Below are 11,661 nucleotides of genomic sequence, written 5' to 3'. Positions count from 1 at the left end.
GGCCGGCGCCACCCGGGTGGCGCCGGCCGCCGCACCGGAGCTCAGCCCCGGCAGCCCTCCAGCAGGCGCAGCCACACCTCGCTGATCGTGGGGTACGCGGGCACGGCGTGCCAGAGCCGGTCGATCGGCACCTCGCCGACCACCGCGACGGTGGCCGAGTGCAGCAGCTCGGCCACCCCGGGGCCGACGAAGGAGGCACCCACCAGTACCTGACGGTCCTGGTCGAAGACCACCCGGGCCCGCCCCCGGTAGTCGTCGCCGTACAGCGAGGCGCCGGCGACGGCACCGAGGTCGTGGTCGATCGACCTGACCCGCAGCCCGGCCCGCTCGGCCGCCTCCAGCGTCAGACCGACGGCCGCCACCTCCGGCTCGGTGAAGACGACCTGCGGCGCTCCGGCGCTGTCGGCCGACGCGGCGTGCGCGCCCCAGCGCGCGGTGTCCAGTGCCCGCCCCTCGGCGCGCGCGACGATCGCCGCACCCGCGATCCGGGCCTGGTACTTGCCCTGGTGGGTGAGCAGCGCCCGGTGGTTCACGTCCCCGGCCGCGTACAGCCAGTCGCCGTCGACGCCGAGCACGGTGCAGCTGTCGTCCACCTCCATCCAGGTGCCCGGCTTCAGGCCGACCTGCTCCAGGCCGACGTCCGCCGTGCGCGGGGCCCGGCCGGTGGCGTAGAGCACCTCGTCGGCGGTCAGCCGCTCGCCGCCGTCCAGCACCAGCGTCACCCCGGCGCCGTCGACGCGCTCCAGCGAGGCCACCGCCGCGCCGAAGCGCAGGTCCACCCCGGCGGCCCGCAGGCCCTCCGCGACCAGCTCGCCCGCGAACGGCTCCATCCGGGGCAGCAGCGCGTCGCCGCGCACCAGCAGGACGACCTCCGAACCGAGCGCGCGCCACGCGGTGGCCAGCTCCACGCCGACCACGCCGCCGCCGACCACCGCCAGCCGCCCGGGCACGGTGGCCGAGCCGGTCGCCTCCCGGTTGGTCCACGGCCGGGACTCGGCCAGGCCGGGGACGCCCTCCGGCAGCACCGGCCGGCTGCCGGTGCAGACCGCGACGGCGTGCCGGGCGGTGAGCAGCCGCTCGGTGCCGTCCTCCGCCTCGACCGTGACCGCCCGTTCGCCGGCCAGCCGGCCGTGCCCGCGGACCAGCTCGATGCCGGTGTCACGGAGCCACTGGACCTGGCCGTCGTCCTGCCAGCGCGAGGTGAACGAGTCGCGCCGGGCCAGGACGGCGGCCGCGTCCAGCGCCCGGTCGCCGACGGCCTCCCGCGAACCGGCCACCGCGCGGGCGCCGGCCAGCGCGGCCGCCGGGCGCAGCAGCGCCTTGCTCGGCATGCAGGCCCAGTAGGAGCATTCACCGCCGACCAGTTCGGCCTCCACGATCACCGTGCGGAGCCCGGCGGCGGCGGTCCGGTCGGCGACGTTCTCGCCGGTCGGGCCGGCGCCCACCACGATGACGTCGTACTCCTCGGGGGTGGTCGTCACGTGCGGTCCTCCGTCGTGTCGATGGTCACCCCGGCGCGCAGGGCCAGGGTGACGGGCGTGCGTTCGCAGACGTCGAGCAGCCGGGCGCGCTGGTCGTCGTCCAGGGCGCCGGTGAGCGAGACGAGGCGCGAGACCCGTCCGTGCTGCCCGTCCGTCTCGTAGTCGAGCCTGACCCGGACGGCCTCCAACGGCCACTCCTTGCGCGCCGCGTACATCCGCAGGGTGATCGCGGTGCAGGAGCCGAGTGCGGAGAGCAGCAGCGCGAACGGCTCCGGCCCGGTGTCCGAACCGCCGCGGCGCACCGGCTCGTCGGCGGTCAGCGGGTGGGTGCCGGCCAGCACGTCGACGTGGAACGGCACGTCGGCGCCGCTGCCGGTCACCTCGGCGGTGGTGACCCGCCGGAACCTCGGCGGCGCCGCGGCCGCCTCGGCGCCGGTCGTGCTGGTCGGGGTCTGGCTCATGGCGGGCGGCCTCGCTCTCGTTCGGTGGCACGGGCGCCCGGAGGGACACGGGCGCCGTGCCCATCCTGCGCCGCCCGGCCCGCCGCGCGCAGCCGAACACGCGGGCGAGTGCGCTGAGGGGCAAGCACCCGGGCGCGCAGAGGGTGGATCACCGGGCCGGGCCGCCGCGCACAGCGGCGCGCCGGCCCCGCCCCGGCCCGGCGGATCACCAGGCCCCCACGATCACCGGCCCCTACGACCACCGGCCCCCCACGATCACCGGGCCGCGGAGCCTTCCGGGCCCACCCGCTCCGCGAGTTCCGCCAGCACCGCCGCCGTCTCCGCCGGCCGGGAGAACATCGGCCAGTGCCCGGTCGGCAGCTCCCGCAGCTCCCACTCCGGGCCGCCGAGCTGCGCGAAGTACGGATGGCCCGAGGCGATCATGGCGCGGACCTGCTCCAGCGGGAACGAGCAGGAGATCAGCGCCTTCGGCAGGTCCGCCCCGGCGCCGGTCAGCCGCAGCGGCTCGGTGAAGGTGGCGGCCGGCTGGTCGGTGGCGCGCTCGCGGACGGCGGCGCGGGCGGCGTCGTCCAGGCCGTCCGCGCTGCTGCCGGCGGCGGCGAGTTCTTCCCAGGACGGCAACGGGTGGCGGCCGTCGACCAGGGTGGCCAGCACGTGGGCCCGGTGCTCGGGCTCCCAGAGGTCGCCCAGCGCGGCGCCGTCGGGGACGGGACCGCTGTCGAGGTAGACCACCCGCCGGATCCGCTCGGGCATCCGGTCGGCCGCACCGGTGACCGCGGTGCTGCCGCCGCTGTGGCCGACGAGGACGACGTCCCACAGGTCCTCGCGGGTCAGCAGGTCGGTGAGGTCGGCGATGTGGGTCTCCACGCCGACCCCGGGCCCCGGCTCGGCGGCACGCTCGGCAATCCCGGCCGGGGTCACCGCGTGGACGGTGTGCCCGGCCTCGCGCAGCGGGCGGGCGACGTCGTCCCACGCCCAGGCGCCCAGCCAGAAACCGGGAACGAGAACGAAGGTACTCATGGGACCACTCCTTGTCCGGGGGGAATCCGTCAGGACCGACTCTAGGATCGGAGCCGGACAGATCTCGCCCGGATTGATTCCGGATCCCGGCCGGGTCGGCACGGGCCGGCCGGCCGACGAAGGGGGAGCCGATGAACCACCCGGTCAGCCGGGTCCTGGCCCTGCTGGAGCTGCTCCAGGCCAGGCCCGGCCTCACCGGCCCGGAGCTGGCCGCCCGCCTGGAGGTGGACGAGCGCACGGTGCGCCGGTACGCCGCCAGGCTGGCCGACCTCGGCATCCCGGTGCAGGCCGACCGCGGCCGCTACGGCGGTTACCGGCTGCGCCCCGGATTCCGGCTGCCGCCGCTGATGCTCACCGCGGACGAGGCGGCCTCGGTGGTGCTCGGACTGCTGGCCGGTCGCCGGTCGGGGCTGTCGGTGGGGGAGCAGGCCGCCGAGTCGGCGCTGGCCAAGATCCAGCGGGTGCTGCCGACGGAGCTGCGCGAGCGGGTCGAGGCGGTGGAGCAGACCCTGGGGCTGACCTCGGCGCCCGCCGCCGGCCCGAGTCCGGCCGGAGCCGCGCTGTTCGCGCTCGCCGAGGCGGCCCGCCGCCGGCGCCGCGTCCGGCTCGCCTACCGCGACCGCCTGGGCGTCCCGAGCGAGCGCGAGTTCGACCCGTACGGGCTGGTCTTCCACTCGGGCCGCTGGTACACCACCGGGCTGGACCACCGCAGCGGCGAGCTGCGGACCTTCCGGCTGGACCGGATCGGGACGGCGGAGCCGAGCGGGACGCCCTTCGAGCCGCCGGAGGACTTCGACCCGGTCCAGCGGGTGGTGGAGTCGCTGGCCTCGGTGCCGTGGACGCACGAGGTGGAGGTGCTCCTCACGACCACCCTCGACGAGGCCCGGCAGCGGATCCCGCCCGTGGTCGGGACGCTCACCGCGGCGGACGACGGCCGCGTCCTGCTGCGCGCCCGGGCCCAGAACCTCGACGGGTTCGCGGTGATGCTGGCCGGGCTGGGCCGGCCGTTCACCGTCCTGCGCCCGGACGCGCTGCGCACGGAGGTCCGGGCGCTCGCCGCCCGGCTCGCCGGGTGGGCCGAGCAGGGGTGAGCGGGCCCGGGCACCGGATCAGTGCACGGCGGGCGCGAGCTCGTCCGTGACCGGCCGGTCCTCGGAGGCCCCGCCGCGCATCAGCCGCTGCGGCCGCCGGACCAGCAGGTAGCCGACGCCCGCCAGGGTCACCAGGCCGACGCCCAGGAGCGCGGCCCACACCTGGTACCAGGGCGCGCCGGGCGGCGCCAGGATGCTGCGCGGCCAGCAGATGTTGACCACCTCCAGCCCGGTCCACAGCACCGCCAGGGCGTTGATCACCGTGCCGGCGCGCCCGTACGAGACCTGGCCGGACGGCCGCCACACGCCGCGCAGCCTGGCCACCAGCGCGGCCACGCTGAGCAGGAAGAACGGCAGGAAGGTCGCGGCCGTGCCGAAGGTGATCAGGCTGCCCATCGCGGTGGACTCCAGCCCCAGCGGCAGCGCGGCGGAGCTGACCACGGTCGCCGCGACCAGCCCGCCGATCGGCGCCCGGTGCCGGTTGACCCTGCGGACCCGGTCGGCGAACGGGAAGACGCCGTCCCGGGCCAGCGAGTAGAGGCCGCGGGCGGCGCCGCCCTGCGAGGCCAGCAGGCAGGCGGTGAACGAGATCAGCACGACGACCACGAACGGCTTGGCGGACCAGTCGCCGAAGGCCGAGGTGACGGCGGTGGTGACCGGGTCGAGGTCCTCCCCGCGCACCACGGCGGCCGGGTCGGGGTGGGCGAGTTCCACGGCGACGGCGTTCAGGATCACCACGACGCCGACGCTCATCAGCGCCCACCACATCGCCCGCGGGACCTGCCGGCTCGCGTCCTTGGTCTCCTCGGCGGTGGAGACGCACGCGTCGAAGCCGATGAACGCCCATCCGCCGACCGCGATCACGGCCAGGAAGGCCGCTCCGGTGGAGACCCCGGCGGTGGCGGGGGCGTCCAGGAGGTCGGTCACCAGGCCGAAGCCGTGCGCCCGGAAGAGCAGCAGCAGCGCGAGCCCCACCAGCACGGAGGCGACCGTCTCGGCGGCGATGCCCAGCGAGACGAACCGGCGCAGCACGTTGACGCCGTAGGCGTTGACCAGCGTGCAGGCGAGCAGGAACGCGGCCGACACCAGCACCAGTTGCGCGGGTGTCGGGGTCACTCCGAAGAGCGCGAAGAACCAGGGCGAGGCGAGGTAGGCGACGGTGGTGTTGGCGAACATCACCGCGAACTGCCACATCCAGCCGGTCAGCCAGGCGAAGGTCGGCCCGGTGAGGCGCCGGCTCCACTGGTAGGCACCGCCGGCCAGCGGCCACTGCGAGGCGAGTTCGGAGTAGACCGCCACCACCAGCATCTGGCCGAGCAGGCAGACCGGCAGCGCCCAGACCCAGGCGCCGCCGGCCACCCCGAGGCCGACCTGGCCGACGGCGTAGAGGCCGACCACCGGGGAGACGACGGCGAATCCCATCGAGATGTTGCCGAGCACGCCGAGGCTGCGGCGCAGCTCCTGGTGGTAGCCGAGGGCGGCGAGCCGCTCGGCGTCGGACCGGGCCGCACCGCTGTCGCCGGTCGGGCTGCCGCCGGAGGGGGCGGTGCCCGGGCCGCCGGGCGTCACGCCGCCGCGGGCTCTCGGGAGGTTGTCGGTCATGGGGCGTCCACCTTGCCGTCACCCGTGGTGAGCCCCTCGGACGGGCCCGCCACAGAAAACTAACTTTGTTAGTCAGGGACGGTAACCCCCTCACCCGGGGCAAGGGAAGAGTCGAGACCGGGCTGTAATACCGTGGGGCCGACGCAGCCGGCAGGGAGGGACGACGAGCGTGGGACGACCGACCAGGGCGTTGCTGAGCAGGGAGATCATCGCCAGGGCCGCCCTCGCCGTGGTCGACGAGCAGGGCTCCGACGGCCTCACCATGCGCGCGGTGGCCGACCGGCTGGGCGTGAAGGCGGCCTCGCTCTACAACCACGTGAGCGGCAAGGACGACCTGATCGACGGGCTCGCCGAGCTCGTCAACGCCGAGATCGACCTGGGGCCGCTCGACGGCACCGATCACCGGGAGTGGCGGACCGGCCTCACCGCCTACGTCCGCGGCTACCGCGCCGCCTTCCTGCGTCACCCCCACACCATCGCGCTGCTGGCCCGCCGCCGGGTCGGGGCCGACCTCCAACTGCTCGGCTACGAGGCCCTGCTCGGGGCGCTCGGCCGGGCCGGGCTGGCGCCCGCCGACGCCGCCGAGGTCGCCGCCGCGGTCGACTACCTGGTGCTCGGCTCCGCGCTGGAGACCTTCACCGCGGGCTTCACCCGCCCGCCGGCCGAGTACCGGCCCCGCTACCCGGCCCTCGCCGGTGCGCTGGAGGCCGCCGCCGAACGCGGCGGCGGGCCCGGCTCCGGGGCACCCGGGCTGGACGAGCGCGGCTTCGAACTCGCGCTGCGCCTGTTCCTGGACGGCCTCGCGGCCCGGCTGCCCACGCCCTGACCGGGGCGCCCCGGCGGACAGCGTGACGACGGCCCGCAACGGCGACGGGCCCGGGGGCACTCGCCACCCGGGCCCACCGTCGCGGAGTCACCCGCGCCGCCGTACGACCGGCCCCGGGCGGCTCCGCCCGCCCTCCCGCCCGCCCCGACGGCCGCGCTCAGGCCTCCGGGCCGCCGTTCTGCTCCGCCGCGACCTTGCGCTTCACCTCGGCCATGTCCAGCTTGCGGGCCTGACCGATCAGATCCTCGAACACGGCCTCCGGCAGCGCGCCCGCCTGCGAGAACACCAGCACGCCCTCGCGGATGATCGCCAGCGTCGGGATCGACTGGATGCCGAACGCGGCGGCCAGCTCCTGCTGCGCCTCGGTGTCGACCTTCGCGAAGACCAGGTCCGAGTGGCGCTCGGCCGCCTTCTCGTAGACCGGGGCGAACTGGCGGCACGGGCCGCACCAGGCCGCCCAGAAGTCGATGAAGACGAAGTCCTTACCGTCCTGGCCAGGGACGATGTCGTCGAAGTTCTCCTTGGTCAGCTCGACCGTGTTGCTCATCTCGCGGTTCCTGCCCTTCCGGGGGTGGCGGTCCAGGCCATCTGCCCGGCACAACCGCGACCGTCCGCGCACTATTCCGGAGCCCCCTCCCGCGGATTTCCCGGCCGGGCGTTGAGTGCTCCGCCGTCGGCGCCCGTACTGGTGGGTGTCCGCGTCAGCGCGGTACGAACAGCGCGGTCCGTGTCCGAGCGGCCGTGCGCGTCCAGCCGGGGGAGAAGCACCCATGCGCAGCAACAGTCGCACCACCCGTACCAGTCGGATCGCCGTGCTCGCCGCGTCCGGGATCGCCGTGGGCGCCCTGGTGGCCGGGTGCGGGTCGTCCGGCTCCGGCAGCGGCGGGTCCGCCACGCCCGCCGGCTCCGGCGCCGCCCCGACCGCGCCCGCGACGCCGAGCAGCCCCGCCGCCCCCGCCGACGCCACCCTGAAGACGGCCACCGACCCCAAGCTCGGCACCATCGTGACCGACAGCGCCGGCTTCACCCTCTACCGCTTCGACCAGGACACCGCGCAGCCCCCGATGTCCAACTGCAACGGCAACTGCGCCTCGATCTGGCCCCCCGCGCCGGCCGACGGCTCGGTCACCGTCAAGGGCATCGACAGCAAGCTGGTCGGCACCGTCACCCGGGCCGACGGCAGCAAGCAGCTCACCCTGAACGGCTGGCCGGCCTACCGCTACGCGCCCGACAAGCAGCCCGGTGACACCAAGGGCCAGGGCGTCGGCGGCACCTGGTGGGCGCTGACCCCGGCGGGTGGCAAGGCGGGCGCCGCGAGTTCCGTCCCGAGCACGCCGGCCGCCCCCGGCGGTGGCTACTGACCCGCCCCGACGACGGTCCGGACCGGACGTGGAACCCTCGACCCGGAGGTACGGGTGCGCGAAAATGGCGTCGTGACCGACGAGCACCGCGGTGGCGGTGCGCCCGCACGCGGCGCCGCCGCCCCGGACGAAGAACTGATGCGAGCCCTGTACCACGAGCACGCGGGGCCGCTCTTCGGCTTCGTCCTCCACCTGGTCGCGGGGGACCGCCAGCGGGCCGAGGACGTGGTGCAGGAGACGCTGGTCCGGGCCTGGCGCAACATCGACCGGCTCGACCCGGGCGGCGGCTCGCTGCGGCCCTGGCTGGTCACGGTCGCCCGGCGGATCGTCATCGACGGCCACCGCAGCAGTCTGGCCCGCCCGCGCGAGGTCGACCCGGCACCGCTGGAGCTGCTGCCCGCGGAGGACGAACTGGACCGCGCACTGCGGCTGATGACCATCTCGGAGGCGCTCGGGGACCTCTCGGAGGCGCACCGGCAGGTCGTCGTCGAGACCTACTTCAAGGGCCGCTCGGTGAACGAGGCGGCCGCCGAACTCGGCATCCCGGCCGGTACCGTACGGTCGCGGGTGTTCTACGCGCTGCGCTCGCTGAAGCTCGCGCTGGAGGAACGGGGAGTGACATCGTGACATCGTCCGAGCCCGGACCGACCGGCTCCGAGCAGGGCCACACCGCCGGTGGCGAGCACCTGGACGTCGGCGGCTACCTCCTCGGCCTGCTCGAACCGGCCGAGCGCGACGCGTTCGCGGCGCACCTGGCCGGCTGCCCGCAGTGCACCCGGGAGGTGGCCGAACTCGGCTTCGTGGAGCCGCTGCTGGCCGAGTACGCGGCCTCCGCCGAGGCCGCCGGGATCGATCCGGCAGGGCCGGCGCCCCGGCCGGACGGGCGACTGCTGGACGGGCTGGTCGCCGAGGTCTCGGCAGGCCGACGGCGGGGGAGGGTGCGGCGGCTGGTCCTGGTCGCCGCGGCCGCGGTCCTGGTGGTCGCCGGTCCGGCCGTCACCGCCGTCGTGGTCACCGCGGACTCCACGCCCGGCGTGGTCGCCGTCGCGGCCCAGCAGTTCACCGCCACCGACCCGACCACCGGCGCGCACGCCGTCGTCGGCGTCGACGGCAAGGGGTGGGGCAGCCAGGTGAGCCTCGAACTCTCCAACGTCCAGGGCCCGTTGAGCTGCGACCTGGTCGCCGTCTCGCACACCGGCGAGCGCTGGACGGTGACCAGCTGGAGCGTCCCCGCGGCCGGCTACGGCACCACCGGCGCGGCCCCGGCCGCCCTGCGGACCACCGGCGGCACGGGCCTCCAGCCCACCGACATCGACCACTTCGAGGTCCGCACCCTGGACGGCGCCACCGTCCTGGTCACCGTCCCGGTCCACCCGGCCTGACCCGGGCGCGGCCTCCCCGGTGCCCGCGCGCCCAGGCCCCCCCGGGTGGTCGGGCGGGCGGCGGGGTCGGGGGGCCGGTGCTACGCCTCCGCGCTGTCCGCGCCCAGGCCCACCGCGCGGGCGAGGGCGGCCGCCAGCGGCGCGCGGCGGTCGGGACAGTGGTCCGCGGCCCAGGCGTCGGCCAGCCGCAGGAAGGCGGCGAGCTCGTCCGCCGCTGCGGTGACGAGGCGGCGCAGTCCGTCGAGCGGCAGCTCGATGACGGGACCGTCCCGGACGGCGCTGTCCGGGGTCAGCCGCACGAGCGTGCCCTCGCGCCGGGCCTCCGGAGTGGGGTCGTGGCCGAAGAGGGCGAACCCGTCGCCGTCCAGGACTTCGTACCAGTCCTGCCACTCCTCCAGCCCGTTGCAGCAGCCCGGACGAAGGACGGTGCCGGTGGCCGGGGCGAAGACCCGGAAGCCGCCGGGGGCGACCGGGTGCTCCGAGGTCAGCAGGCCGTGCAGGAACCGGCCGGCCGGGTCGCCGGATCCGGCCGGTTCCTCACCGGGGCCGGGCTCGGCCTCGTTGTGGTCGGCGATCTGCATCACCGCCGTACCGACGTCGGCCGGGCTCATCGCGGCGCCCAGCGGGAGGAAGCCGTACGGCTCGTACGGGCCGAAGGGCCAGAGGTCGAAGCCGTCGCGGCCGGGCGTCTCCAGGACGGGCTGCATCTCGATCACCGGGCGAGTCTGACGGACCCCCGCTCGGGACGGCGCCCCGCTGTCGGGGGTCGTGCCCCCGGGGCTTCGGCTGCCCCGGGCCGATCCGGCAGGCCGGCCGGTGTCCGCCGCTCCCGGCGGGCGCTGCCGCTCCGGTCCGGTCATGCGTCGCGGCCGGCACCTGCGGTTACCGCCTCGCCTGAGCCCGCCGGCTGTGGATACCCGGGCCGGTCCGGAACGCCGACCGTGCGTCGCGTCCCCCGCCCCCGCCCCCGGCTACCGCCCCGCCGACGCCCGCTGTTCCGCCGCTGCGGCGATCCGGGTCAGGGCGCGGGCGCAGCGTCGGGCGAAGAGCCGCTGGCCCAGCGGGAGCAGCGGGCCGGCGAGGTGGGCGAACCAGCGGTCGGGGCGGCTGAAGGCGTTCACGGTGAACCGGACGGCCTTGTCGGGGCCCATCTCGACCAGGAAGGTCTCCTCGCCGACCGCGAGGTGCCCGCGCCGGGTGCCGTACGCGAAGCCGAAGCGGTCGGGGCCGTCCGCGCTCCAGATCACCCGGCAGGGGGCGGCGGCGCGCACCGGTCCGAGGCCGATCGCGCAGGTGACGGCGGTGCCGGGGGTGGCCCGGGTGGCTTCGGCGGCGATGCGGACGCCGGCGGCGCGGTGCATCCGCCAGTCGAGCACGGCGGCTCCGGCGGCTTCCAGGGCGGCGCGGCCGTGGCCGATCAGGGCGCGGTGGCGGAGGTGGTGGTAGCCGCCGGGCAGCGGGCGGTCGGGGGTGGTGCTGGCGCCGGTCTCGGGGTAGTTGAGGTCGGTGGCCCGGGGGCGGTTCATCGCAGGGCTTCCTTCGGGTGGGGGAGGCGCGTGGCCGGCGCCTGGGGTCGGGCGAGGCGGCGCCAGGCGAGCAGCGAGCAGAGCGCGAAGCCGAGGGCGTTGCCGACGCCGTGGGTGGCGGCCATCCAGGTGAGGGTGGGGTGCGGGACGCCGGAGGCCTCGCCCAGCGCCCACCAGAGCGCGAGCAGCATGGTCGCGGCGAGGACGGCGGAGGCGGTCCCGAGCAGGACGGCTGCGGGCCGGTCGGCGGTGCGGGTGCGCAGGTCCCGCCAGGTGAGCAGGCCGACCAGCCACATCCCGGTGGTGAGCACGACGGCTCCGGCGAGTTCGGCCCAGTCGTCGACGAAGTAGCCGGCCAGGACGAGCAGGGTGCCGAGCGGCACGCTGAGCGCGGCCCAGCGGGCGGCGGTGCTCCCCGGCGCGGCCCGGCAGACCAGCCCGGCGACCAGGGCGGCGGTGAACCCGGCGTAGTGGAAGTGCGGCACGGTCAGCGCCAGGATGTCGAGGTCGAAGCCGAGGAGTTCGTGGCCCGAGCGCTCGGCGACCAGCGCGAGCCCGGCCACCGAGGGGGTGGCGAGGGCGGTGAGCACGGCGATCTCGCGCGGCGCGAGCGAGCGGGTGCGGGCGAGCCGGGCCGGTGCGTGGGCGGCCAGGGCGAGGGTGCCGAGCGCGTAGAGTGCGGCGCACCCGGTGGCGAGGCCGCCGCGCGGCAGCCAGAGCGACAGTGCGCCGGGGACGGCGGCCAGGGGCCAGAGCCGGCGGACGCGGGCCAGCCCGGGCTCGTCGATCAGGGTCAGGCCGAGCGGGATCACGGCGCCCATGCCGAGCAGGACCAGCAGGTCGACCAGCTCCGCGGTGCCTCTGCCCATGGTGGCCGCACCCCTTCCTTGAACACGTTCAAAGCCTTGCGC

The 11,661-nt window shown here is 76.1% G+C and carries 13 protein-coding genes; 5 read left to right on the top strand and 8 right to left on the bottom strand.

The annotated features are described in order from the left end of the window. Nucleotides 1-41: 41 nt before the first annotated feature. The 3 genes from ABZ495_RS32205 to ABZ495_RS32195 all read right to left on the bottom strand — a co-directional run bounded on the left by ABZ495_RS32205 (nucleotide 42) and on the right by ABZ495_RS32195 (nucleotide 2,962). Nucleotides 42-1,481 carry an NAD(P)/FAD-dependent oxidoreductase gene (locus ABZ495_RS32205; RefSeq protein WP_359839386.1) on the bottom strand — a complete coding sequence of 480 codons (1,440 nt, stop codon included), beginning with the start codon at nucleotides 1,479-1,481 and terminating at the stop codon, nucleotides 42-44. After that, a complete protein-coding gene (locus ABZ495_RS32200; protein WP_329487004.1) occupies nucleotides 1,478-1,942 on the bottom strand; it encodes an OsmC family protein in 465 nt (154 codons plus the stop codon). The genes ABZ495_RS32205 and ABZ495_RS32200 overlap by 4 nt, the downstream gene beginning before the upstream one ends. Nucleotides 1,943-2,197: 255 nt before the next feature. Next, a complete protein-coding gene (locus tag ABZ495_RS32195) occupies nucleotides 2,198-2,962 on the bottom strand; it encodes an alpha/beta hydrolase (RefSeq protein WP_359810755.1) in 765 nt (254 codons plus the stop codon). A 131-nt stretch (nucleotides 2,963-3,093) separates the two neighbouring features. On the opposite strand from ABZ495_RS32195, the gene ABZ495_RS32190 reads away from it, so the two are divergent. Next, nucleotides 3,094-4,053, top strand: coding sequence for a YafY family protein (locus ABZ495_RS32190; RefSeq protein ID WP_359810757.1), 960 nt, complete (start codon nucleotides 3,094-3,096; stop codon nucleotides 4,051-4,053). Nucleotides 4,054-4,071: 18 nt separating this feature from the next. Here ABZ495_RS32190 and ABZ495_RS32185 read toward each other — a convergent pair whose 3' ends face one another. After that, a complete protein-coding gene (locus tag ABZ495_RS32185; RefSeq protein WP_359810759.1) occupies nucleotides 4,072-5,655 on the bottom strand; it encodes an APC family permease in 1,584 nt (527 codons plus the stop codon). Between the two features lie 169 nt (nucleotides 5,656-5,824). On the opposite strand from ABZ495_RS32185, the gene ABZ495_RS32180 reads away from it, so the two are divergent. Continuing rightward, the gene (locus tag ABZ495_RS32180; protein ID WP_329487000.1) at nucleotides 5,825-6,481 is read left to right on the top strand and encodes a TetR/AcrR family transcriptional regulator C-terminal domain-containing protein; all 657 of its coding nucleotides are present in this window, start codon (nucleotides 5,825-5,827) and stop codon (nucleotides 6,479-6,481) included. 157 nt (nucleotides 6,482-6,638) lie between these two features. Here ABZ495_RS32180 and trxA read toward each other — a convergent pair whose 3' ends face one another. Then, nucleotides 6,639-7,028 (bottom strand): thioredoxin, encoded by a 390-nt coding sequence (trxA, locus tag ABZ495_RS32175; RefSeq protein WP_352296069.1) that lies wholly within the window; start codon nucleotides 7,026-7,028, stop codon nucleotides 6,639-6,641. 223 nt (nucleotides 7,029-7,251) lie between these two features. On the opposite strand from trxA, the gene ABZ495_RS32170 reads away from it, so the two are divergent. The 3 genes from ABZ495_RS32170 (at nucleotide 7,252) to ABZ495_RS32160 (ending at nucleotide 9,224) form a co-directional block, all read left to right on the top strand. Beyond that, nucleotides 7,252-7,842, top strand: coding sequence for a hypothetical protein (locus ABZ495_RS32170; RefSeq protein WP_359839384.1), 591 nt, complete (start codon nucleotides 7,252-7,254; stop codon nucleotides 7,840-7,842). Nucleotides 7,843-7,914: 72 nt separating this feature from the next. Then, nucleotides 7,915-8,469, top strand: a complete 555-nt coding sequence (locus ABZ495_RS32165) for a sigma-70 family RNA polymerase sigma factor (RefSeq protein ID WP_329486997.1) — start codon at nucleotides 7,915-7,917, stop codon at nucleotides 8,467-8,469. Then, a complete protein-coding gene (locus tag ABZ495_RS32160; protein WP_359839382.1) occupies nucleotides 8,466-9,224 on the top strand; it encodes a zf-HC2 domain-containing protein in 759 nt (252 codons plus the stop codon). Before ABZ495_RS32165 ends, ABZ495_RS32160 begins: the two co-directional genes overlap by 4 nt. Before the next feature lie 80 nt (nucleotides 9,225-9,304). On the opposite strand, the gene ABZ495_RS32155 is transcribed toward ABZ495_RS32160, so the two are convergent. The 3 genes from ABZ495_RS32155 to ABZ495_RS32145 all read right to left on the bottom strand — a co-directional run bounded on the left by ABZ495_RS32155 (nucleotide 9,305) and on the right by ABZ495_RS32145 (nucleotide 11,619). Then, the gene (locus ABZ495_RS32155; RefSeq protein ID WP_359839390.1) at nucleotides 9,305-9,931 is read right to left on the bottom strand and encodes a hypothetical protein; all 627 of its coding nucleotides are present in this window, start codon (nucleotides 9,929-9,931) and stop codon (nucleotides 9,305-9,307) included. 264 nt (nucleotides 9,932-10,195) lie between these two features. Further along, a complete protein-coding gene (locus ABZ495_RS32150) occupies nucleotides 10,196-10,750 on the bottom strand; it encodes a DUF1990 domain-containing protein (RefSeq protein ID WP_359810767.1) in 555 nt (184 codons plus the stop codon). Then, nucleotides 10,747-11,619: a YndJ family protein gene (locus ABZ495_RS32145; protein ID WP_359839380.1), complete on the bottom strand. Its 873-nt coding sequence runs from the start codon at nucleotides 11,617-11,619 to the stop codon at nucleotides 10,747-10,749. The genes ABZ495_RS32150 and ABZ495_RS32145 overlap by 4 nt, the downstream gene beginning before the upstream one ends. Nucleotides 11,620-11,661 lie beyond the last annotated feature (42 nt).

The sequence above is a fragment of the Kitasatospora sp. NPDC005748 genome (assembly GCF_040630735.1).
Classification (GTDB): Bacteria; Actinomycetota; Actinomycetes; order Streptomycetales; family Streptomycetaceae; genus Kitasatospora.
The sequence above is the reverse complement of the archived record's forward strand: the minus strand, read 5'-3'. Positions and strand labels throughout refer to the sequence as shown.